26 protein-coding genes are annotated in these 22447 nt (G+C 63.1%); 9 read left to right on the top strand and 17 right to left on the bottom strand.

The window, feature by feature from the left end:
- Window positions 1–2: 2 nt before the first annotated feature.
- The 11 genes from OOJ09_RS28330 to OOJ09_RS28280 all read right to left on the bottom strand — a co-directional run bounded on the left by OOJ09_RS28330 (window position 3) and on the right by OOJ09_RS28280 (window position 8846).
- A complete protein-coding gene (locus OOJ09_RS28330) occupies window positions 3–458 on the bottom strand; it encodes a 6,7-dimethyl-8-ribityllumazine synthase (RefSeq protein WP_269908365.1) in 456 nt (151 codons plus the stop codon).
- 100 nt (window positions 459–558) lie between these two features.
- Complete coding sequence (locus OOJ09_RS28325) at window positions 559–1176, bottom strand: riboflavin synthase (RefSeq protein WP_269908364.1); 618 nt, start codon at window positions 1174–1176, stop codon at window positions 559–561.
- A 62-nt stretch (window positions 1177–1238) separates the two neighbouring features.
- Window positions 1239–2363 carry a bifunctional diaminohydroxyphosphoribosylaminopyrimidine deaminase/5-amino-6-(5-phosphoribosylamino)uracil reductase RibD gene (gene ribD / locus OOJ09_RS28320; RefSeq protein ID WP_269908363.1) on the bottom strand — a complete coding sequence of 375 codons (1125 nt, stop codon included), beginning with the start codon at window positions 2361–2363 and terminating at the stop codon, window positions 1239–1241.
- 2 nt (window positions 2364–2365) lie between these two features.
- Window positions 2366–2845, bottom strand: coding sequence for a transcriptional regulator NrdR (nrdR, locus tag OOJ09_RS28315; RefSeq protein ID WP_256750776.1), 480 nt, complete (start codon window positions 2843–2845; stop codon window positions 2366–2368).
- 86 nt (window positions 2846–2931) lie between these two features.
- The gene (locus OOJ09_RS28310; protein ID WP_269908362.1) at window positions 2932–3102 is read right to left on the bottom strand and encodes a hypothetical protein; all 171 of its coding nucleotides are present in this window, start codon (window positions 3100–3102) and stop codon (window positions 2932–2934) included.
- Between the two features lie 6 nt (window positions 3103–3108).
- Window positions 3109–4422, bottom strand: a complete 1314-nt coding sequence (gene glyA / locus OOJ09_RS28305; protein WP_269908361.1) for a serine hydroxymethyltransferase — start codon at window positions 4420–4422, stop codon at window positions 3109–3111.
- 173 nt (window positions 4423–4595) lie between these two features.
- Complete coding sequence (locus tag OOJ09_RS28300) at window positions 4596–4817, bottom strand: hypothetical protein (protein WP_269908360.1); 222 nt, start codon at window positions 4815–4817, stop codon at window positions 4596–4598.
- Between the two features lie 105 nt (window positions 4818–4922).
- Window positions 4923–6176, bottom strand: coding sequence for a L,D-transpeptidase family protein (locus OOJ09_RS28295; RefSeq protein WP_269908359.1), 1254 nt, complete (start codon window positions 6174–6176; stop codon window positions 4923–4925).
- A gap of 451 nt (window positions 6177–6627) precedes the next feature.
- A complete protein-coding gene (gene ldtR, locus OOJ09_RS28290) occupies window positions 6628–7143 on the bottom strand; it encodes a transcriptional regulator LdtR (RefSeq protein ID WP_269908358.1) in 516 nt (171 codons plus the stop codon).
- Between the two features lie 240 nt (window positions 7144–7383).
- A complete protein-coding gene (locus OOJ09_RS28285; RefSeq protein ID WP_269908357.1) occupies window positions 7384–7806 on the bottom strand; it encodes a DUF6163 family protein in 423 nt (140 codons plus the stop codon).
- On the bottom strand, window positions 7803–8846 hold the full coding sequence (locus OOJ09_RS28280) for an enoyl-CoA hydratase/isomerase family protein (RefSeq protein WP_269908356.1): 1044 nt from the start codon (window positions 8844–8846) through the stop codon (window positions 7803–7805). Before OOJ09_RS28280 ends, OOJ09_RS28285 begins: the two co-directional genes overlap by 4 nt.
- A gap of 188 nt (window positions 8847–9034) precedes the next feature.
- Between OOJ09_RS28280 and OOJ09_RS28275 the strand changes: the two genes are divergently transcribed.
- The 3 genes from OOJ09_RS28275 to OOJ09_RS28265 all read left to right on the top strand — a co-directional run bounded on the left by OOJ09_RS28275 (window position 9035) and on the right by OOJ09_RS28265 (window position 11812).
- Window positions 9035–9859, top strand: a complete 825-nt coding sequence (locus OOJ09_RS28275; protein WP_269908355.1) for a DUF2066 domain-containing protein — start codon at window positions 9035–9037, stop codon at window positions 9857–9859.
- Window positions 9860–9944: 85 nt separating this feature from the next.
- Complete coding sequence (hemB, locus tag OOJ09_RS28270) at window positions 9945–10976, top strand: porphobilinogen synthase (protein WP_269908354.1); 1032 nt, start codon at window positions 9945–9947, stop codon at window positions 10974–10976.
- Between the two features lie 188 nt (window positions 10977–11164).
- Window positions 11165–11812: a dihydrofolate reductase family protein gene (locus OOJ09_RS28265; protein ID WP_269908353.1), complete on the top strand. Its 648-nt coding sequence runs from the start codon at window positions 11165–11167 to the stop codon at window positions 11810–11812.
- 60 nt (window positions 11813–11872) lie between these two features.
- Here the strand turns inward: OOJ09_RS28265 and ppk2 are convergent, their stop codons facing one another.
- On the bottom strand, window positions 11873–12793 hold the full coding sequence (ppk2, locus tag OOJ09_RS28260; protein ID WP_269908352.1) for a polyphosphate kinase 2: 921 nt from the start codon (window positions 12791–12793) through the stop codon (window positions 11873–11875).
- 273 nt (window positions 12794–13066) lie between these two features.
- Between ppk2 and OOJ09_RS28255 the strand changes: the two genes are divergently transcribed.
- Window positions 13067–14110 carry an aldo/keto reductase gene (locus tag OOJ09_RS28255; protein WP_269908351.1) on the top strand — a complete coding sequence of 348 codons (1044 nt, stop codon included), beginning with the start codon at window positions 13067–13069 and terminating at the stop codon, window positions 14108–14110.
- 129 nt (window positions 14111–14239) lie between these two features.
- Here OOJ09_RS28255 and OOJ09_RS28250 read toward each other — a convergent pair whose 3' ends face one another.
- Window positions 14240–15211 carry a glycosyl transferase family 90 gene (locus OOJ09_RS28250; RefSeq protein ID WP_269908350.1) on the bottom strand — a complete coding sequence of 324 codons (972 nt, stop codon included), beginning with the start codon at window positions 15209–15211 and terminating at the stop codon, window positions 14240–14242.
- 194 nt (window positions 15212–15405) lie between these two features.
- On the opposite strand from OOJ09_RS28250, the gene OOJ09_RS28245 reads away from it, so the two are divergent.
- Window positions 15406–15552, top strand: coding sequence for a hypothetical protein (locus OOJ09_RS28245; RefSeq protein WP_269908349.1), 147 nt, complete (start codon window positions 15406–15408; stop codon window positions 15550–15552).
- 54 nt (window positions 15553–15606) lie between these two features.
- Here the strand turns inward: OOJ09_RS28245 and OOJ09_RS28240 are convergent, their stop codons facing one another.
- Entirely contained in the window at window positions 15607–15840 is a 234-nt protein-coding gene (locus tag OOJ09_RS28240; protein WP_244529578.1) for a DUF982 domain-containing protein, read from the bottom strand.
- Between the two features lie 119 nt (window positions 15841–15959).
- Window positions 15960–16625 carry a GntR family transcriptional regulator gene (locus OOJ09_RS28235; RefSeq protein WP_269908348.1) on the bottom strand — a complete coding sequence of 222 codons (666 nt, stop codon included), beginning with the start codon at window positions 16623–16625 and terminating at the stop codon, window positions 15960–15962.
- A gap of 182 nt (window positions 16626–16807) precedes the next feature.
- Here OOJ09_RS28235 and OOJ09_RS28230 point away from each other — a divergent pair, with 182 nt between their 5' ends.
- Both OOJ09_RS28230 and OOJ09_RS28225 read left to right on the top strand, forming a co-directional pair.
- A complete protein-coding gene (locus tag OOJ09_RS28230) occupies window positions 16808–18067 on the top strand; it encodes a multidrug efflux MFS transporter (protein WP_269908347.1) in 1260 nt (419 codons plus the stop codon).
- Window positions 18068–18108: 41 nt separating this feature from the next.
- Window positions 18109–18483 carry a DUF423 domain-containing protein gene (locus tag OOJ09_RS28225; protein ID WP_269908346.1) on the top strand — a complete coding sequence of 125 codons (375 nt, stop codon included), beginning with the start codon at window positions 18109–18111 and terminating at the stop codon, window positions 18481–18483.
- 136 nt (window positions 18484–18619) lie between these two features.
- On the opposite strand, the gene OOJ09_RS28220 is transcribed toward OOJ09_RS28225, so the two are convergent.
- Window positions 18620–18760, bottom strand: coding sequence for a hypothetical protein (locus tag OOJ09_RS28220; protein WP_269908345.1), 141 nt, complete (start codon window positions 18758–18760; stop codon window positions 18620–18622).
- A gap of 361 nt (window positions 18761–19121) precedes the next feature.
- Between OOJ09_RS28220 and OOJ09_RS28215 the strand changes: the two genes are divergently transcribed.
- The gene (locus tag OOJ09_RS28215) at window positions 19122–20198 is read left to right on the top strand and encodes a LacI family DNA-binding transcriptional regulator (protein WP_269908344.1); all 1077 of its coding nucleotides are present in this window, start codon (window positions 19122–19124) and stop codon (window positions 20196–20198) included.
- Window positions 20199–20219: 21 nt separating this feature from the next.
- On the opposite strand, the gene OOJ09_RS28210 is transcribed toward OOJ09_RS28215, so the two are convergent.
- The gene (locus OOJ09_RS28210; protein WP_269908343.1) at window positions 20220–21446 is read right to left on the bottom strand and encodes an OpgC family protein; all 1227 of its coding nucleotides are present in this window, start codon (window positions 21444–21446) and stop codon (window positions 20220–20222) included.
- A gap of 202 nt (window positions 21447–21648) precedes the next feature.
- Between OOJ09_RS28210 and OOJ09_RS28205 the strand changes: the two genes are divergently transcribed.
- A complete protein-coding gene (locus tag OOJ09_RS28205) occupies window positions 21649–22314 on the top strand; it encodes an alpha/beta hydrolase (RefSeq protein ID WP_269908342.1) in 666 nt (221 codons plus the stop codon).
- Window positions 22315–22447 lie beyond the last annotated feature (133 nt).

Here is a 22447-nt window from a genome sequence, read left to right as displayed (position 1 = left end):
GTTCAGGCTCCGAGCCGTTTCTTCACCGCGATCATGGTCAGTGCGGCGCGGGCCGCAAACCCGCCCTTGTCGCCTTCCGTGCGCCGGGCGCGGGTCCAGGCCTGTTCGTCGTTCGCGGTGGTCAGGATGCCGTTACCGATGCAGATGGCCTCGTGTACGGACAGATTCATCAGGGCGCGCGCCGATTCGTTGGCGACGATGTCGAAATGATGCGTCTCGCCGCGGATCACGGTGCCGAGCGCAACGTACCCGTCATACTCGGCACCCTCGCCTTCGGCGGCGTCGAGCGCAAATGAGATCACAGCCGGAATTTCCAGCGCGCCCGGCACGGTGACAACATCGTATTTGGCGCCTGCCTCGTCGAGCGCGGCCTTGGCGCCGTCGAGCAGCGCATCCGCCAAATCGTCATAGAAGCGCGCTTCAATGATCAGCAGCTTGAGTTTCTTGTCTCTGGGCATTTTGGCTCACGTTTCCGGCGGAGCCGGTGACTTAGGCCGAAGCCGACAAGTTCGCAAGCTTTCCGAAGGTGACCCTGGGTCGAAAATTCCGGGCAGCCGCTCAAAACCCTTCTTTCGCCGCCTCCACCAGGCGTGCCGCGTAGCGGGCCATGGTGTCGATCTCGAGATTGACGCGGTCGCCGACCTTGCGCTCGCCCCAGGTGGTCACGGTCAGCGAGTGGTGGATCAAAAGCACGTCGAAGCGTGTGCCTTCCACCCTGTTGACGGTGAGCGAGGTGCCGTCGAGCGCGACCGAACCCTTGGGCGCAATGAACTTCGCGAGGTCGCGCGGCGCCTCCAGCGTGAAGCGCACGGCATCGCCCTCATCCTTGCGTCCGATGATCTCGGCCATGCCGTCGACATGACCCGAAACGATGTGACCGCCGAGTTCGTCGCCGATCTTCAGCGCCCGCTCCAGGTTGATCCGCGTGCCTGTTTTCCAGCCCGAGGCCGTGGTCAGCCGCAAGGCCTCTTCCCAGGCCTCGACCTCGAACCAGCGCGCATTCGAGCCATGCTCGGGCAGCGCCGTGACCGTCAGGCAGACACCGCCGCAGGAGATCGAGGCGCCGATGGCGATGGTCTGGGGGTCATAGGCCGTGTCGATGCGCAGCCCCACCCCTTCCCGGAGCGGTTTGACGGCCGCGACAGTGCCGACATCGGTGACAATCCCGGTGAACATCAGATCATATCTTTCCGTTTGACCATGATCTTGTCCCGGTTCCCACTTTTCGGGATCATGATCTAGATATCCCTTACCCACTCTGCATAGCTGTCTTCGCCGAAACGCATGTCGCGAAGCTTGCGAAATCCTGCCGGGATGTGGTCAGCGTCGATCGGCGATGCAATGCCGTCATCGCCGATCGCTTCGGGACCCTGGAACAGCACGATACGGTCGACCAGCCCATCGGCCAGGAATGCCTTGGCCACCCTGGCGCCACCCTCGACCAGAACACTTGCCATGCCGAGCGCGGCGAGATCCTCGAGCAGCTCCGGCAGCGCGACGCCGCCTTCATGTGTCTCGGTGCCGATGAAGCGCACGCCGGCGCGTTCGAGTGCTGACCGCCGCAGCGGATCGGCCTCAAGGCAAGCGGCGACATAGAGCGGCACCCGGTCCACGCCGGAAACCAGCTTGGAGGCCTCCGGCAACCGGATCTGCCGGTCGAGCACGATGCGCGCCGGCGAACGGTTCTCCAGTCCGGGCAGCCGCACCGTCAGTGCCGGATCGTCCTCCAGCGCGGTGCCGATGCCGACCAGTATGCCGTCGGCCTCTGCCCGCATCAGATACACCTCGCGACGGGCGATATCTCCGGTGATCGACACCTGCCCCTCGCCTTCCCTGCCGATCTTGCCGTCGCTGGAAAGCGCAAGCTTGAGAATCACTTCTGGCCGTTTTTTCAACGACCGAATGAGATAGCCGGCCATCTGCTCGGCGGCTTCCACCGCCAGGACCTTTTCGACCACCTCGACACCCGCGGCGCGCAGGATCGCATAGCCCTTGCCGGACACGCGCGGATCGGGATCGCTGGCGGCGCCGACGACGCGCGCGACACCGGCATTGACCAGCGCGTTGGCGCAAGGCGGCGTCCGGCCATGGTGGGCGCAAGGTTCCAGCGTGACATAGGCGGTGGCGCCACGCGCCAGCTCGCCGGCCTCGGCGAGGGCCTCGGTCTCGGCGTGCGGGCGGCCGCCGACCGCGGTGACGCCGGTGCCGACGATCATCGGCCCGGCGCCGTCATCGCGCACGATCAGCGTGCCGACGGAGGGATTGGTCGAGGTGCGCCCGGCATTCTTCCGCGACAGTCTGAGCGCCGCCGCCATGAAACGGCGATCAAGGGCGGCTTGTCCGGTCTTGTCGCTTGCGGTCATGCTCAGCTGGCGTCCTCTTCGCCCTTTACTTCGTCTCCCTTGAGCTCGCCGAGCAATTCGTGGAAATCCTTGGCCTCGCGAAAATTGCGGTAGACCGAGGCGAAGCGCACATAGGCGACATCGTCGAGCGACTTCAGTGCTTCCATGACCAGCCGGCCGACTTCGCCGGAGGCCACTTCCGTTTCACCGGAGCTTTCGAGCTGGCGCACGATGCCGGTCACCGCGCGGTCAATGCGCTCCGGATCGACATTGCGCTTGCGGACGGCGATCTCCACCGAGCGCAGCAGCTTGTCGCGGTCGAACGGCACTTTTCGGCCGGACTTCTTCACCACAACGAGGTCGCGTAGCTGGACGCGCTCGAAGGTGGTGAAGCGACCGCCGCAATCGGGGCAGACACGCCGCCTGCGGATCGCCGCGCCATCCTCGGCGGGGCGCGAATCCTTCACCTGCGTATCTTCGGACTGGCAATAGGGACAGCGCATGGAGAGCCTTGGGTTCGCGAATCTCGTGGGACGAAAGGCTTAGTGCTTTTTACAACGATGGCAAAGCACGCACGGCCCTTCACGCCTCAGAGATAGCGAGGCGCAAGGAAAATTGCGAGAGCCGCCGCCAGCCAGACGGCGATGCCGCCAAGCACAGCCAGCCGGTAGTCGACCTTGTCGATGACAAGCGAGCAGGCGCCGAGGAAGGCCTTGCCGCGACGGTGCTTGTCGTCGTGACAAGGCGGCGGGGACCCCAAGTCTCCCTAGCCGAGATAGGGATAGAGCGGGAAACGGTCGGTAAGGGCCACCACCTTGGCCTTCACCGCGGCCTCGACAGTGGCATTGCCCTCGTCGGAGTTGGCGACCTTGAGACCGTCCAGCACTTCGGCGATCAGCTTGCCGATCTCGCGGAACTCGGCCTGGCCGAAGCCTCGCGTGGTACCGGCCGGCGTGCCGAGACGCACGCCCGAGGTGACGAAAGGCTTTTCCGGGTCGAACGGAATACCGTTCTTGTTGCAGGTGATGTTGGCGCGGCCGAGCGCTGCCTCGGCGCGCTTGCCGGTCGCGTTCTTGGGGCGCAGGTCGACCAGCATCAGGTGGTTGTCGGTGCCCCCGGAGACGATGTCGAGCCCGGTTTCCTTCAGGCTCGCGGCCAGCGCCTTGGCGTTGGCGGCGACGCTTTCGGCGTAGACCTTGAAGCTCGGCTTCAGCGCTTCGCCGAAGGCGACCGCCTTGGCGGCGATGACATGCATAAGCGGGCCACCCTGCAGGCCGGGGAACACCGCCGAGTTCATCTTCTTGGCGATCTCCTCGTCATTGCACAGGATCATGCCGCCACGCGGGCCGCGCAGCGACTTGTGCGTGGTGGTCGTCACCACATGCGCATGCGGCAGCGGCGACGGGTGCACGCCGCCGGCGACGAGACCGGCGATGTGAGCCATGTCGACCATCAGGTAAGCGCCGACCGCATCGGCGATCTCGCGAAACCGCTTCCAGTCCCAGACGCGCGAATAGGCGGTGCCGCCGGCCAGGATCAGCTTCGGCTTGGTCTCGTGGGCGGACTTCTCGATGGCATCCATATCGAGCAGATGGTCATCCTTGCGCACGCCGTAAGAGACGACCTTGAACCACTTGCCGCTCATGTTGACCGGCGAGCCATGGGTCAGATGGCCGCCGGAATTGAGGTCGAGACCCATGAAGGTGTCGCCGGGCTGCAGCAGCGCCAGGAACACCGCCTGGTTCATCTGGCTGCCGGAGTTCGGCTGGACGTTGGCGAAATTGCAGCCGAAGAGCTTCTTCGCCCGCTCGATGGCCAGTTCCTCGGCCACATCGACGAACTGGCAGCCGCCATAGTAGCGCTTGCCCGGATAACCCTCGGCATATTTGTTGGTCATGATCGACCCCTGCGCTTCGAGCACGGCGCGCGAGACGATGTTTTCAGAGGCAATCAGCTCGATCTCGTGGCGCTGGCGACCGAGCTCGTTGCGGATGGCGCCGAAAATCTCCGGATCGGCATCGGCAAGCGTGGTTTCGAAGAAGGATTCGAATTTGTTCGACACTGCCGCTGCTGTTGCCATGGCTTGAAATCCTCGGAGTTCGGGGGTCGATCTTTGTTGAGCATGTCGTCGTCCCAAAACCGCTGCGCAGTTTTGGGCGACATTCGCCGCGCATTAACACAGTTGCTTTCGCCTCGCCACGTTTGGCGCGCGAAATTTGCTGGCCGGTTTGCGGCAGAAGGGCGGCGGGACCGTTATTTCCTTTTCTGCCGGCCCTTCAGCAAAGCCTCGGTAAGGGTGATCTCGGAAAACAGGGCCCGCATCGTATGGTCGACATGGATGCCGCGCACCGGCCAGGCGAGCACGGCGCCTATGGCGATCTGCAGCACCGGCAGGGGCACCCGCACCAGGCGCACCAGCGGGCCGGAAACCGCGACGAAGACGAGCACGACCAGAATGAACACGGCGACCTGCATGGGCGCGTTTCCGAGTGTTTTCCGGACCATGTGCAAACAGCTCCGGTCCGTCCAGAAAAAGAAAAGGCCGCCCGAAGGCGGCCCTTTGCGATACCGAGAAGCCTGCTAGAGCGACGACGTGATCTGTAGCTCGTTGGCACCGTCGAGCGCGTAGACGTCGTCGCGGAACTGCACAACGCCGGGGCCTGTCGACCAGGCCGAGAGATAGAGGAAATGCACCGGCACCGGGTTGGTAATCTGGATCGGCGTGTTTTCGCCAGTCTTGATCGCCGCCTCGAAATGCTGGCGGTCCCAGCCGGGCGTGTCGCGCAGAATCCAGGTGACGAGGTCGCGCACATTTTGCACGCGCACGCAGCCCGAGGAATCGAAACGCATCATCTTGCCGAACAGGCTCTGCTGCGGGGTGTCGTGCATGTAGACGCCGTCCGGGCTCGGGAAATTGATCTTCACCGAGGCCATCGCGTTGCCCGCGCCCGGATCCTGGCGGAAGCGGTACTTCGCCGCGTCGTCAGTCGACCAGTCGACATTGAGCGGATCGACCTCGCTGCCGTCTGGAGCGAACAGGCGGATATGGCTGTCCTTCAGATAGTTGGGATTCTTCCGCATCAGCGGAATGATGTCCTTGCGCACGATCGAGACCGGCGCGTTCCAGTAAGGATTGACGATGATCTCGTTGATCTTGGAATTGACGATCGGCGTCTGCCGATCGATCTTGCCGACGATCGCGGTGTGGCGAAGCACGACGCGGTCGTTCTCGACCGCTTCGACCTGCGCCGCTGGAATGTCGACCAGCACATAACGGCTGCCCAACGTGCCGGCCTTCTCCTTCAGCCGTTGCAGATTGGTCTGCAACTGGCCAAGCCGGATCTGCGCCGAGACATTCATCGCGGCATAGGTGTACTTGCCCATTGAGCCGTCGGCCGGCAGGCCATGGCGCAACTGGAAGCGCTTGACCGCCGAATCGACATAGGAATCGAAGGCCGTTGAAATTCCGGCGCTCTGCGCCAGATCGCCGGAAACCATCAGACGCTTGCGCAACGGCACGACATCCGGATCATCGACGCCGAGTTCCAGTTTCTTGGTCGCGGGGACCTCTACCCAGCCGCCCTGCGCGACGATATTCTGATACTGGGCGACCGCCTGCTCCGTGAAGGCGACGGTCTGCAGGCTGAAGATCGGCAGTGTCGAGGCCACCTTGCCGCCCTCGCTGGCGCGGGCGTCGAACTGATCGTCCCAATTGCCGCGGGCCGACGATTTCAGGATATCCCCGATCACATCCTGCGCATTGGCGCCGCCGGCGACCATCGCGGCTGCGAGCGCGGAGGCTCCGGAGAGGAAAAAACGGCGGCTGGTTCTCATGGACGTTCCAGACATTCTTGTAGCGTTCGATCTATGCATTCGGTTATCGGGCGATCTTGCCCGCACTCTAGAGTTGGCAACCTTAACAATTGACCAACCATGTCCGCATCAGTTCGGCCACAAACGCGCGAGGCACGACACGGGTTCCGGGTGAAGGCACGGCTTTCACCACAGCATCACGGCATCCTCGGTTCCATTGGAATATGGCGGCAACGTGGCTTCCGGCCGAATTTGGCCCGGCTGTCGCGGCGAAATGAAAGACCCGTGCTCTTTGGGTATCGATCGGCGATCGCCTGCATGACATCACCGGGCGAACCACCATCCATTGATGAACAACGACAAGCCACGCAAAAAAGAAAAGGCCGGAGCTTTCGGCCCCGGCCCTGACTGAAGGTCGCTGTTTCGGCCGCGCTTCTTTGGCGCGGGCCAGATCCGATGCGCCGGATGCGCCTTACATCCGGTAGGCGATGGTGTCGTTCCAGAAGCGGTCGAGCCGCTGCAGGGCGCGGTTCATCTGCTTGAACTCGTCGGTGTTGATGCCGCCGACCTGCTCGATCGAGCCGACATGGCGCTCATAAAGGCCGGCGACGACGTCAGCCACCTCGTTGCCCTTCGGCGTCAGCGAGACACGAACCGAGCGGCGGTCGATGCGCGAGCGCTGGTGGTTGATGAAGCCGAGATCGACCAGCTTCTTCAGATTGTAGGAGACGTTCGAGCCGAGATAGTAGCCACGCGAGCGCAGTTCGCCTGCGGTCAGCTCGGAGTTGCCGATGTTGAACAGCAGCAGCGCCTGGATGGCATTGATGTCGGAACGGCCGTTGCGGTCGAACTCGTCCTTGACCACATCAAGCAGGCGGCGGTGCAGCCGCTCAACAAGCTGCAGCGATTCCATGTACAGCGAACGGATAGCCTCGCGGCGATCGTCGGATACGTTGGCGGTCTTCGCCGCCGGACGCGAATTGATCATTGTCTTTGCCTCTCGTTTGTCGCCCTGGTGATTTTTTGTTTTTCACCTTGATTGCGACACTATCGAATACTCATAAAATTCGACTTAAACGCTAGGGCTAACAAGAGCTTACCGGTAAGAGGTTTCGAAAGAGGCTTAACGAACGGTCACCCGAGCAAGGATAATTAACCTAAAGATTTAGCCAAGGATTTCGGGGGCCCAGTTCGCGGCCTGTGAGACCGCGCGGGCGTCTACCGGGCCTTACGCTCGCACCGGCCGCTTCTGCATATGGATGACGACGCGGAAGACGATGTAGAGCACCGCCACCGCCGTATGCGAGACCACGATCAACGGGCGGGAGCCGAAAAGCTCTGGAAAGCCGGCATACATGACGATCTCGGTCACCGCGCAGATGAACCAGATCACCGGTCCCCAGGACGCCAGCATCCACAGGCCGGCAGCGGCGAAGGGGAAGAACACGGCAAGCACCACCGCCGCCACCTGCCAGTGCACCGGCATCAGATCGAAACGCCAGAGCGAGCCCGGATAGAAGCCGATCAGCTTGATCCAGTACAAGATGCCGAACAGCAGGCAGTAGCCGGCGATGACGCGCTGGAACCAGGCGAATATCACCTCGACCGTCGAGGGCTGGAGCACCACGCGTCTCGAGGTCACCTCGCTCACAGTTCGAGCTCCCGTTCGCCGAGCGAGGCAAAATAGGCGTCGACATCCGCCTCGCTCACCGCAGCAAGGCTGGCGGGCCGCCATTGCGGCTTCGAACCCTTGTCGATGATGGCGGCGCGGATGCCCTCGTAGAAATCATGGCCGGCCAGCATCCGGTTGAGGATGCGGAACTCCATCTTCATGCAATCGTCCATCGACAGTGTCAGTCCGGCGCTGATCTGGCGCCAGGCGACGCGAAGGCTGGTTGGCGAGCGCGTGCTGATCGTCGCCAGCGTCCTTGCCGCGAAATCGTCGGTGCTTGCCGCCTGTTCCAGGCTGTCGATGACGGCCGTGAGCGATGGTTGCGCAAAATGGCTGGATATTGCCTGCAGCGTCGGGCCGTCGGTCTCGCGCTTCGCCTGAGCGAAGAAACCGCGCAACACCGTTTCCGGATCGCCGGTCAGCGTCAGCCGGTCAAGGAAGCCGGCCTGGTTCTCGGCCTTGATGGTATGGGTGGCCAGCCCCGACCACAGCGCGTCGCCATAGCGGATGCGGTTGCCGGTCAACGCCAGATACATGCCGAACGAGCCGCCGAGATCAGGCAGCAGATGGCTGGCGCCGACATCCGGGAAAAAGCCGATACCGACCTCCGGCATGGCGAACTGGGCATTCTCGGTCATCACCCGGTGCGACCCGTGAAAGGAGATGCCAACGCCTCCGCCCATGACGATGCCGTCGATGAGCGCCACATAGGGTTTCTTGAAGCGCGCGATCTGGGCGTTGAGCCGGTACTCGTCGGCGAAGAACTCGACCGGCGGCTTTCCAGCCCGGCCGGCTTCATAGATGTGCAGGATATCGCCACCGGCCGAGAACGCCCTGCCCTCGGCCTTGACGATCACGACATCCACACCGTCGTCGCGCTCCCAAAAATACAGTGCCTCGCCCAGCGCCTTGACCATGCGGTGCGTCACGGCATTGAGCGCCTGCGGCCGCGTCAGCGTGACGACGGCGGCTCTGCCTAGCCGTTCGAAGCGAATTTCGTCGCCTCCACCAAAATCCATCGCCAGAGAATCCTCCCCCGCGCCTGCGGGACTGAAGTGCTAAAGGCGGCGCATGGGTGCGTCAATGGCAGCAGTCCATCGGCCGCCGTCTTGGCGACCGGCGGCGGCCGGTGCTACGAAGATCACCGCCGTTGCCAGCCACGCGCCGATACCGTGGGCCGCCGACGGCTTCGGGGGGACGGTTGGCCATGTCCGGATTTTTGCGTCTCACGCTGTTGACTCTCGCGCTCATGATCGCCGGCCTTGCACCGCGCACGGCTTTCGCCGCCACGCCCGACGAGCTCTATCAGTCGCAGACCATCGTCACCGGCCAGGGCGAAGTGAACCGGCAGATCGGCTTCAAAGACTGCCTGGACCGGGTGCTGGTCAGGGTTTCCGGCGACCAGCGGCTGCCGAAGAAACCCGAAATGGCTGCTCTGCGCGACAAGGCCGGCAGCTTCGTCGATTCGTTCCGCTATCATGACAGGCTGGAAGGCATCCCGGTGCATGACGAGCAAGGCACGCACGACCGGCCGCATGATCTCACCTGCCTCTACAAGCCGGCGGTCATCGACAAAGTGCTTGGCGAACTCGGCAGCAAGCCGTGGCTTGGCGAGCGGCCGCGGCTCGCGGTGTTCCTCACGGCCGAGCAAGGTATAAGGCATTTCGCGCTGACGGCTGATGATCCGCCAGGCCAGGCCATGCGCGAATCCTTCGTCAACGCGACCGGCCCGCTGCTGATGCACATCGAATTTCCGCCGGCCTCGCTGCTTTCCGGCATGGACCAGAAAGCCGAGCGTGCCGCCGACATGGCAAGCCTGGACCGGCTCGCCCAAAAGGCAGGCGCCGACCAGGCGCTTGCCGGCAGCATCGTCTGGAGCGACAAGGAGCTAGGCTGGATCGCCGATTGGCGGGTTGCCATGGCCGGCAAGACCTATCGCTGGCAGGTGCGTGGCGTGAGCTTCGACGAGGCGTTCCGCGTCGCCATAAGGGGCGCGGCGCAGATCCTGTCGGGCAATGGACAACCGAAATAGGACGCGACGGGTCGCTGGCACAAACGTGTCGCATTGGTCAGCGGCAAGGGCTCGTGGTAAAAGCCGCCGATCTGGAGTTTTGGCGATGAACAAATTTACCCCGACAAAGCCAGCCGGCGCGCGCAGCGTCGACGACATCACCGGCAGCCGTCGTTTGCGCCGCATGCGCAAGGCTGACTGGTCGCGCCGTCTCGTGCAGGAGAACCGGCTCACGGTCGACGACCTGATCTGGCCGATCTTCGTCGTCGACGGCAGACAAGTGCGCGAGCCGATCGCCGCCATGCCCGGCGTCTTCCGCCTGTCGATCGACCTTGCCGTCAAGGAGGCCGAACGCGCGGCCAAGCTTGGCATTCCCGCGCTCGCCACCTTCCCCAATGTCGATATCTCGCTGCGCGACCAGACCGGTTCGCACATCCTCGACCCCGACAACGTCATCAACCGCGCCACGCGCGCGATAAAGGACGCTGTACCCGGGATCGGCATCATCACCGATGCCGCGCTCGACCCGTTCACCAGCCACGGCCATGACGGCATTTTGCGCGACGGCATCGTCGTCAACGACGAAACGGTTGAACAGGTCGCCGCAGCGGCGGTCATCCAGGCGGCTGCCGGTGCCGACATCATCGCGCCGTCCGACATGATGGATGGCCGCATCGGCGCCATCCGCGACGCGCTCGACGCCAATGGCTTCCAGGACGTGGCGATCATGTCCTACGCGACCAAATTCGCCTCGGCCTTCTACGGCCCGTACCGCGAGGCGGTGGGCACCGCCGGGCTGCTCAAGGGCGATAAGAAGACCTACTACATCGACCACGCCAATTCCGACGAGGCGGTGCGCGAGGCCGAGCAGGACATCGCCGAAGGCGCAGACATGCTGATGGTCAAGCCCGGCATGCCCTATCTCGACATCATCCGGCGGCTGAAGGACGAATTTCAGATGCCGACCTTCGCCTACCAGGTGTCGGGCGAATATTCGATGATCAAGGCGGCCGGCGCCAATGGCTGGATCGACGGCGAGAAAGCGATGCTGGAATCGCTGCTCGCCTTCAAGCGTGCCGGCTGCGACGGCATTTTGACCTACTTCGCACCTGAAGTGGCGGAACTGCTGAAGGGATAATTTTCTTTTCTGGCAGACGACCGGTCGCGGCGGGCAAATGCCGGCGGCCCGCGGCCGGGAACCAGAGCGAAGGTCGTTGGGCCAAGCGTCTCTGGCTTCTTCGCGTGCCAAAATACCGCTTGCAATTCACAATCAGTTTGCTAGAGAAAACTGATTGCGAAATACAATCGGCTATCGAGGAGGCCTTCATGTCCAAGCTGCGTGTCAACGCATTCACCCTGTCGCTTGACGGCTATGGCGCCGGGCCCGATCAGGATCTGAACAACCCGCTCGGCGTCGGCGGGGAAGCCTTGCACAAGTGGCTATTCGGCACCCGCACCTTCCGCAGGATGGTGCTCGGAAAAGATGGCGGCACCACCGATACCAACGAGGCGTTCGCGGCGCGCAGTTTCGAAAATGTCGGCGCCTGGATCCTCGGCCGCAACATGTTCGGACCGATCCGCGGCGAATGGTCTGACGAGACCTGGAAAGGCTGGTGGGGCGACAACCCGCCCTATCATGTCCCGGTTTTCGTGCTGACGCACCACAAGCGGGCGCCCATCACCATGGAAGGCGGCACGATTTTCCACTTCGTCACCGACGGCATCCATTCGGCGCTCGAGCAGGCGAGGTCGGCGGCCGAAGGCAAGGATGTGCGGGTGGGTGGCGGTGTCGCCACCATCCGCCAGTATCTGCACGAGAAGCTGATCGACGAAATGCATCTGGCGATCGCGCCGGTACTGCTTGGCAGGGGCGAGAACCTTTTTGCCGGCCTGGATATGGTGAAGCTGGGCTATGAGTGCAGCGAGCAAGTGGCGACGGAGCTTGCCACCCACGTGGTCATCAAACGCTCTTAGCTTGCCACACCCGAGAGGGTCGCCGCCTGACGAAGGCGGCGCCTTCCGCACTCACCCGGTTCAATACTTCTCCGGCACGTAAAGCTCGAGCGGCAGCGTCTGGCGCTCGTATTCGGGATTGAAGACACGCTCGGGCAGCGTGATCTCCTCGTGCGGGACATCTTCATACGGCATCTGCTTCAACAGATGATCGATGCAGTTCAGCCGTGCCCGCTTCTTGTCGTTGCCCTCGACGATGAACCAGGGGGCTTCGGGAATGTTGGTGCGGGCGAAGGTCTCTTCCTTGGCCTTGGTGTACTGCTCCCAGCGCACGCGCGACTGCAGGTCCATCGGCGACAACTTCCACTGCTTCATCGGGTCGTGGATGCGCATCAGGAAGCGCATCTGCTGTTCCTCGTCGGTGATCGAGAACCAGTACTTGACCACGGTGATGCCGGAGCGGACGAGCATGCGCTCGAACTCCGGCACGTCGCGAAAGAACTCCTCGACCTGATCCGGTTCGGCAAACCCCATCACCCGCTCGACGCCAGAGCGGTTGTACCAGGAGCGGTCGAACAGCACGATCTCGCCGCCGGCCGGCAGATGCGGGACATAGCGCTGGAAATACCATTGCGATTTCTCGCGCTCGGTGGGCGCCGGCAGCGCCACGACACGGCAGATGCGCGGATTGAGCCGCTGCGTGATGCGCTTGATGACGCCGCCCTTGCCGGCGGAATCGCGGCCCTCGAAGATCACCACCAGCTTCTTCTTGTGATAGGCGACCCAGGACTGCAGCTTGATCAGCTCGGACTGCAGACTGATCAGGTCGCGAAAATATTGCATACGATCGATCGATGGCGGATGGGCGTTCTTGTAGATCCTGGCGATCTCCATCGACAGTGCCGGCTCCGACATTTCGAGCTCATAGTCCTCGTCGAGCGTGTCGGCGAGCTCGGCCTCAAGCCAGTCCTTGGCCCCGGATTTCAGTGTGGGTTCGTTCATCTGCGCTGCTCCGCATGCAAGCTGCCGTCCGTGATCCCGGCAGGCCCCCTCGCCTCGGCCGGAGAAGGACCCTGAGCCGACTTGATATAGGCCGGCAATGACGGTTTTATTGCAGTCGGCCAAGGTCCAGGCCGCCGCTGCAGATCCCGCGAGGCATGATCGATCGGCCGTCGTGGCATGGCGACAAGTCATCCAAATTGTCCTACAAATGACAACCACATTCGGGGTGCCTTTCCCGAAACCCCTTTCCCAAATGCAATCGCGAGGACTGACATGGAATACCGTACTCTCGGCCGTTCCGGCTTGAAGGTTTCGACACTGACCATGGGCACCATGACCTTCGGCGGCGCCGGTGCGTTCTCCGCGGTCGGCAAGACCGACCTCAACGAGGCGCGCCGGATGATCGATCTGTGCATCGACGCCGGCATCAACGTCATAGACACCGCCAATGTCTATTCGAACGGCATCTCGGAAGAGATTGTCGGCGAGGCCCTCGGCGGCAAGCGCATGGGCGACGTGCTGATCGCCTCCAAGGCACGGATGCGGATCGGCAAAGGTCCGAACGATGAAGGCCTGTCGCGCTATCACCTGATCCGCGAATGCGAGAAAAGCCTGAAGCGGTTGAAGACCGACGTCATCGACATCTACTTCCTGCACGAGTGGGACGGAGTGACGCCGCTGGAAGAAACCATCGCGGCGCTCGACACGCTGGTTGCCCAAGGCAAGGTCCGTTATGTCGGCTGCTCCAACTATTCCGGCTGGCAAGTGATGAAGGGGCTCGGCATCAGCGATAGCCATCACCAGCCGCGCTTCGTCACCCAGCAGATCCATTACACGCTGGAGGCGCGCGAGGCGGAGTACGAGCTGCTGCCGATTTCGGTCGACCAAGGGCTGGGCGTGCTGGTCTGGAGCCCGCTCGCCGGCGGATTGCTGTCCGGCAAATACCGCCGCGACAGCCCGACCGCGCGACAGCTCGCCGGCTGGTCCGAGCCGCCGATCCGCGACGAGGACCGGTTGTGGCGCATCGTCGACGTCCTTGTCGATATCGGCACGCAGCGCGGCGTGTCGGCGGCCCAGGTGGCACTAGCCTGGCTGCTTGGCCGGCCGGCGGTCTCCTCGCTGGTGATCGGCGCCCGCAACGACGCCCAGCTCAAGGACAACCTCGCCGCCGCGAGCCTGGTGCTCACCGACGACGAACGCAACCGCCTGGACGCGGTCAGCCGGCCACCGCTGCTCTACCCCTACTGGCACCAGCAATTGACGGCAAAGGACCGGTTCGGCGCCGCCGATCTCGTGATCGACCGAAGCGGCGTGTGACCGCGGGGTTCGACGCGGAGCCCGGCCGCCGCCGTCCGCCGGGTAACTCATCTTTTTGATGCAATTCCCAAGGGAAAGCGCTACGCGCTTTTCCCGGGAAAACCGTTTCGCATTTTTCCCGGAATTGCTTCAGCCCGTGATGTAGCGCCAGACCTCGGCGTCCGGTCTGATCTGGCCGCTGAGGACGAAGTATTTGTAGAGCACCAGCAGCGAGATCGCCTGCTCGGCCTGCTCGTTGGCGAACGTCCTGCAATAGGCGTTCGCGGCGGCGATGATGCGCTCGGCTTGCTCGGGATGGCGTTCGAAATACGCCACGCGTTCGGCAAGGTTCGAGAAATCCGCTTCGAGCGGCACATAATGAACATTCGCTTCGAGCTGTCTTTCCGCAAACCATGTCTCGTAGGTCGGCGGCGGCATCAGGCAAAGCGACTTCGAGTTCATGATCCATTTCAGGTTGGTCGCCACGTCATTGCCTTCGAGCGAGACGATATAGCGATAGCGCTGGTGCTGGCTGATGCTGAGGAAGGGCTTGCTGTATTCGGCCGGCGCGTTCGGCTTGTGCGAGCCGGCATCACAGAACGGCAAGTCGCGCACGGCGTTCAGAAACCTTGTGCGTATCGGATTGTTGAGATCGCCGCGCCAGACCACGGCCGGAAGCTTGTCGGCGAACGCAGTTGCGTCGGCAGGCATCTGGAAATGGCGAAACTTGTCGAGCTTCATGATGACCGCATTGCTGTCGTCGGCGACGATCGGCCGGTCCTTGACGATCGAAGGCACCTTCGGCACCTTCCTGACGTCTCCGTATTCCACGTCGATCAGCAGCCCGCGATCGAAGTAGCGGGCAAATTCCTTCAGGTCGTAATAATACATGGTCGGCGTAAACGGCAGTTCGCCGATGCGCACGGCACCAGCGCTGGGCGTAAACACGTTCTGCAGCTTGTTGTAGTAATTCAGCCGCCGGCGAACCGAAGCGTCCGGGAGCCTTGCCTTTTCGAGGCGGGCGGCCAACCTGTGGCGAAACAACGCCTGCGGGGCGATATCGCGCGCAAAGTTCCGCGCATAGTAGAAAACCCTCGCCGTCGTTCGCGCAATTGTGGCCATGGTTCACTGATCAAAACAAGCGGGCGGCTCTCAATACCTTGGCGCCCCGGTTCCTCCTACACCATTGTGCCGCGCATCTTGCAAGCCCCGCACCATCATCGACGCCACAGCCGGCACTTCACTTCAGCTGTTGTGTTTGGTGGCCAATGCTCCTAGGCAGGGTCAGAGCCGCAAGGCAGTGAAAAGGAGCCGATATGGCGCGAGCACCAAACTACGATCAGGAACGCAAGGAACGCGACCGCCAGAAGGCGGCCAAGAAGGCTGAGAAGCTGGCGGCCAAGGTTGCCGCGCGGGAACGTTCGCAGCCCGAGAGCGAGACTGAAACCGAAACAGCGAAATGACGGCAAAAGGCCCGCGAATGCGGGCCGTGCCTCAATCCGGATTGTCGCCTTGCGTCAGGCCGTCGCCTTGTCGCTGACGAAGACGTCCACTTCGCGCGCCGCGGCAATGAAGGCGCGCCTGGCGTTCATCGCCGGCTTGTCGCCAGCCAGCGCATCATGACAGGCTTGCAGCGCCGCGCGATGCTTGGGGCTGCGTTTGCCCGGCCAGCTGTTGAGCAGGTAGTCGGAAGCCTCTCGGGCCGAGCGCAAGAGCTGAGTGCTTCCCGCCGCGACTGACTTGACCGTCACGGGTGTTTCAAATCGGTTGTTTTCCATCGCCGCTCTTACGCCATCGGCGCTCGCGAAGCGAGGCCGAAAGTGCATCTCACATCAGGGACGTCGACCTCCCTGCCCTGCAAACGCCGCACTCAGGCGGCGACGACGGCAAAACCCCTGGCGCGAAGACCGCGCCGATCGTTGGCGAGCGACGTCACCAGCCTGTAGCGGCTGCCGACGATGTGGGCCGAAAGCTGGCGCGCGGCTTCATCGGCATCGCCCAGGCGTGTCGCCGCCAGAATGGCGCGATGTTCGGCCCAGGCACGAGCAAGGGCCGCCTCGTCGCGAACCTCCAGCCAACGGGCCCGAGACAGGCGCGTCATGGCATCACGGACCGCGCGGAAAAGGAATTCGTTGCCCGACAGGCGCGCCAGCTCGATGTGAAAATCCATGCCGACTCGATGCCATTCCTCGCGCGCGGTGTTGCCGTCGCAGGATTCGAGCATCGCCTCGATGACATCGACCCCGCTCCTGTCGGCCAAGGCACAGGTCAGGCGAAGTGCCGCAACCTCGACCGCCTCCCTGTAGACCGCAATCTGCTCGAGTTCAGCCAGATTGATGGGCGACACCGTCCAGCCACGACCGTCCCTGCCGACCAGGCCTTCGGTCTCGAGCCGCAGCAGCGCGGCCCTGACCGGGGTTCGCGACGCGCCGAAGCGACTTTCGATCCAGCGCTCGGTCAGTTTCTCGCCAGGACCGATCTCGAGGCCCAGGATCATCTCTCGGAGCTGTTTTTCAACGCTCTGCATCTGCGACATTGTCGTTCCCGTTTTCTGGCCGTTTGCTGGCGACCGAGTTGCGGCCCGCGTCCTCCGATCACGTTTGAGAGGGTCGCATTGACAGCGGCCAAGCTAACGTCCATGACGGATACCATCTTGGTATCCCAAAATGGTATCCGCAGCAACAGGCCGCTCTGAGTTGCTCGGGCAGGACATTCGACATGCCGCAGAACACGCCCCCGGCGACCGACAGCACCTACAACGTCCACTGGCGGCGCAATCTGTTCGTATGCTTCGCCGGTTCGTTCTCGACGCTTGTCGCCATGACGCTGCTCCTGCCGTTCCTGCCGCTCTATATCGAGCAGCTCGGCGCCGAAGGTCATGCAGCGATCGTGCAGTGGTCCGGGATTGCCTATGGCGCGACGTTCTTCGCGGCGGCACTGGTGGCGCCGCTCTGGGGACGCCTTGGCGACCGCTACGGCCGCAAGTCGATGCTGGTTCGCGCCAGTTTCGGCATGGCCATCTGCATGTCGCTGACCGGCATGGTGCAGACAGTCTGGCAACTGGTGCTGCTGCGGCTGCTGATCGGTTTTGCCGGCGGCTATTCCTCGGGATCGACCATCCTCGTCGCCATGCAGACGCCCAAGGAGCGTTCCGGCTGGGCGCTTGGCCTGCTGTCGGCCGGGATCACGGCTGGCGCGCTGGTCGGCCCGCTGGTTGGCGGCGCCTTGCCGCCGCTGATCGGCATCCGCGCCACCTTCCTTTTGTCCGGCGGCGTCATCTTCCTGGCCTTCCTGGCGACCACCTTCCTGATCAAGGAAAATCCTCGGCCGAAGACAACAGATGCCGCATCGAAGGGGAAGCCAAAAGGCGGTTGGGCACAAATTCCAGACAAACGGCCTGTAATCGCCATGCTGGCGACCGGCATGCTGTTGAGTTTCGCCACCATGTCGATCGAGCCGATCATCACCGTCTATGTGCAGCAGCTCATCGAGGACCAGAGCCGCGTCACGCTGATCTCGGGCGTCGTCATGTCGGCGGCGGCGCTTGGCGCCATCCTGTCGGCGTCGCGCCTCGGCAAGCTCGCCGATCGCATCGGTCACTGGAACGTCATCATCGGCGCGCTTGCCGTCTCGGCCCTGCTGCTGATCCCGCAGGCCCTCGTTACGCAAAGCTGGCAACTCATCGGCCTGCGCTTCCTGATGGGCCTGGCGCTGGGCGGGCTGCTGCCCTGCATCACCAGCGTGATCCGCCACAATGTTCCCGATGGCGTCGGCGGCAATGTACTGGGACTCTCGATCTCCGCCCAATATGTCGGACAGGTCGCCGGCCCCTTGCTTAGCGGCTTTGCCGGTGGCCATTTCGGCATGCGCTCGGTGTTTCTCGGCACCTCCGTCTTGATGGCGGGCGGAGCGGTGTATAATTGGCTGGCGCAATCTCGCCGCGAGCAGGACATGCTCACCAACCCGGGCAAGTCCTGACCGGGTGGACCGCATCCCTTGAACGTCACGGAGCCACGGATATGAGCACGGTCGAGCAGTCTTTCGGCAACAGCGGCCGCATCCTCATCCTGGCCGCTGGCCTCTGTGGTGCCGCCGGCGTGGCGCTGTCGGCCGCGGCTGCGCATCTGGGCGGCGCCTTCGTCAGCACCGCCGCATCCTTCCTGCTCATGCATGCGCCGGTCTTCCTCGCCACAGGATTGCTTGGCGCGAACCGGATCCTGCGCGTGGGAAGCCTGGTCCTGCTGGTCGGGCTTCTCCTGTTCTGTGGCGACCTGCTCGCCCGAGACTTCCTCGGCTCGCGGTTGTTCCCGCTGTCGGCGCCGATCGGCGGCACCTTGCTCATCGCCGGCTGGCTGGTGATCGCGGCCTCTGCATTGGGGCGGGCGCGTTCCTGATCGGCTGAGTTCCCGCACCGGCGGTTCCGAAAAGGCGGATGATGCCTCAGGGTGCCCTGCCCTCGGACTGGATCCGGTCGCGAAGACCTAATGCCAGGCCGCTGCCTGTCAAACGTCGTTTTCCGAACGATCAGTCCTAGCGGCGTTCGGGCTGAACAAGCAATTCGCGATTGCGCCGTGACCTGGTCGGACGGCGCGCCTCCGGCCCGCGGAAAGCCGGCGAGATGCCCCAATAGTTGCGGTAGATGTCTTCGAACAGATAGCTCACGGGATGCATAAGCGTGTTCTCCTTTAAAGACTTGAATCGATCCAATCGATGAGCAAAAAAAGCGACCGCCATTCAGCTCCGATTGCGCTCCACGAGGAACCGCAACTCACGAACCCATGGGCTGGCGATGCCACGGCGCCTCTGCGTCGCGGGGCGCGAGGCGATGCTCCAGTCGTTGCGATAGATGTCCTCGAACAAAAAATTGACGGGGTGCACGGCGCATCTTCCTTGACCATGAGTTGAATCGATCTAATTGCAAGGCACTAATTCTTGGATCGATTCAAACATACATCTCACCAGACCTTCGATCAAGTCAAAATTTGAACCGATCCAACGAAAGTGTTAGGTAGGACGCAGTCAGGAGACGAAGATGGCGCCATTGACCTCTGGAAAGACAAGACCGGTCCGGCTGGCAGACATCGCCAAAGCGGCCGGCGTGTCGCACGGCACCGCCTCCAACGTGTTCGCCCGCCCGGAGATCGTGCGCGAGGAAGTCCGCGAGCGGGTCAAGGCCGCGGCCGAGGCAATGGGATATGGCGGACCGGACCCCAAAGGACGGCTGCTGCGCGCCGGCAAGGTCAACGCCATCGGTGTCGCCACCGGCGAACCCTTGTCCTATTTTTTCGACGACCCTTTTGCCCGGGTGATGATGGCCAGCATTTCGCAGGCGTGCGACGCGACCGGCGCCGGGATCTCGCTGGTCTCGGCCGCCAACAGCGAACAGCTGGCCTGGAACATCCAGAGCGCCCTGGTCGACGGGTTTATCGTCTTCTGCATGGAGGGCGATTCGCGACTGGTGCAACTGGCACGCGAACGCAAGCTGCCCTTTGTCGCGCTCGATCTCGATTCGGACGACCAGACGGTCGCGGCGATCGGTATCGACAACATCGCCGGGGCTGGCCTGGCGGCTCGCCATCTGGCCGAGCTTGGGCATCGTCACTTTGCCGTGCTTGCCCTGCCCTGTGCGGACGCCGGCTTCGGCCCTACCACCCAGGCACAAGTGGAGATGGCCCTCTACTCCGGTACCCGAGACCGCCTGCGCGGTTATTTCGCGGAACTCTCCAGTTTCGACATCGACGTCTCGCTTGTGCCGATCTACGAAACCGTCAATGACGAGAAAAGTGTCTGGGCCGGCCTCGATCATATTTTCGCCGCCGCCGAGGCGCCAACGGCAATCCTGGCAATGTCTGACAGGATCGCCTTGCATGCACTGGACTGGCTGCGACAGCATGACATCGCCGTGCCGGGCGACGTTTCGATCGTCGGCTTCGACGGTGTCCCGGAAAGCGCGATCTCCGAGCCGCCGCTGACCACCGTCGCCCAGCCGATCGCCGAGATGGGCCGCCGTGCCGTCAAGGCGATCCTGGAAAATGACGGCTCGCTCAGCAGGCAATTGCTGCCGGTCGAGCTCGTGGTGCGGGCCTCATCCGGCCCCCCGCCGGCCTGAACCGCCGGTCGCCTCAAAGCGTCATCGGCTCACTCTTGCCGTCATGGGCGGCATGCTGAAGGATGGATGCACAGGCGGCGCGGCATTGTGGACCGGCTTGCCCTTTGCGGACCAGCCAAGGCCTGAAAGCCACTCGAGATAGTAGGCGAGCGCGAACTGCATGGCGATGCCGGCGGCAATCAACAGGCTGTCATAGGCGAACCCACCCGGATTGATCTGTTTCAGCACTTGCGCCGTCAGGGCGAGCACCGTGCCGGCAATGAAAACCGGCAGCGATCGCTTGCCCAATATGGCAAGCGGGTGATCGCGCCCGGTACGAAACAGGTTGGAAATCGCCGGGAATGCCACGATCAGGTAGCTCACTGCCAGGATATGCAGCAGCCTCGGCAGAGACAGGAACGTCTTGTCAAAGCCGGTCAGCACGGAAGGCAGGCCAAGCCAGGAGATCTGCCCCCAGAGCGGGCTGTGCACCCAGACCAGCGCCATGACGGTGTAAGCCAGAGCCGCGCCAACCAGCCAACGGTTGACCGGGATGCTGCCACCGCGCCGTACATGGAGTGTGCCCGCCAGGCCGATGGCGAAGAGGAACTGCCACGACAGCGGGTTGAGGAACCAGAAGCCGGGTTCGGGATAATTCGGCGGCGCGATCTGGTAGATCCCCGCCACCAGCCATAGCGCGCCGGATGCGGCCAGCGCTGGCAGCGGCCGGTGGCTGACGAACAGCAGGAAGACCGGGGCCAGCAGCAGCAGAACCGCATAGACCGGCAGGATGTTGTTGTAGCCGAGCTGATGGCCGAGCGTGACGATGCCGACCAGAACTTCTGGCGTGTTCTTCATGAGCGGCTCGATGTTGATCAGCTTCAGCAACTCCGGCCGCCTGGCGAACACCGCCGCCGCGCAGAAGATCGCCATCACCACCATGGTGGTGACGATGTGCGCGGCATAGAGCACACCGGCGCGGCGCCACATTTTCAGGGTCGCCAACAGCCGGTTGCCGGGCTGAAATTTCCTGCCGTAGGCAAGAGCGACCGAGACGCCGGAGATCAGCACGAAGACCTCGGCGGCGTCCGAAAAGCCGAAATTCTTGTAGGTCAGATATTCGAAGGCGGTGCCCGGCACATGGTCGACATAGATGGTCAGCAGAGCGAGCGCGCGGAAGACATCAATGCGCGTATCGCGGTCTGGGACACGCTTATCGCGGTCCGGGACACACGCAGAAGCGCGATCCGGGTAAACTGGGGTGGTCATCGACAAAAGGCCTCAAAGCTGGTTGTTCATGCCGGCAATGCGACCCCCGGCGCACCGCTTCGATTCCTCCCACGGGAATGATATCGGCGAAGAAACGGACTGTAGTGCGCCCGGCTCAATCAACTTTCGCGGAGCTTGAAAATATTGCGTTTTGAAGCCGGCAAAATGAACGAAAGTAGCACGAAATCAAAAGGATGTGATCGTGACTGAAGAAGCCTTCGAAGACGTTGCCCTGCGGCGCGATCTGGGCTTTTTCTACCGCCTCTACCGGCCCACCGATGCAACCGGCGAAGTGCTTTTTCTGCTGCACGGATCCGGCGTCGACGAGACCACTCTGGTTCCGCTCGCGAGGCAGATCGCGCCGCGCGCGGTGCTGGTTGCAGTGCGTGGCCGCATCGCCCAGGAAGACGGTTTCCGCTGGTTCACGCGGATCACGCCGACACGCTTCGAGCAGGACAGCATTCGCGACGAAGCGGACGCGTTTGCGGGCTTCATCGGCGAAGTAGCGCGGCGTCACAATCTCGATCTCTCCCGTTCGACGTTCCTCGGCTATTCGAACGGCGCCAATCTGGTTTCCAGCGTCATGCTGTTGCATCCCGGCCTTGTCGAACGGGCAGCCTTGCTGCGGCCGATGCCGGTGCTGGACAATGTGCCGCCGACGGATCTGTCAAAGGTGCGGGTGCTGATCATCGCCGGCGCCGCAGACCTGACCTATGCGCCCTTCGCGCCGGCACTGGTGACCTTGCTCAGCCAGCACGGCGCCGAACCCGACGCCCGGATTGTTCCATCGGGTCATGAATTCGGTGGCTCGGACGCGGCAATCGTCCGGCAATGGCTGACGGCACCCGCGCCGCACGAGGCTGGTTGACGCCGGCGAGAGCCATCATCTCATCGCATTGCGCCGAGCGCTGGCACCTGCCGGCGAATTAACTTGTCCACCGGGCCGATTCCAAGCAGATATCGCCAGTTTTCGGGCTGAAACCAGCGTGTTTGTGCGCCGA

The organism is Mesorhizobium qingshengii (assembly GCF_027563465.1).
Lineage (GTDB): Bacteria > Pseudomonadota > Alphaproteobacteria > Rhizobiales > Rhizobiaceae > Mesorhizobium > Mesorhizobium qingshengii_A.
This window is presented reverse-complemented; position numbering and strand designations above follow the sequence as displayed.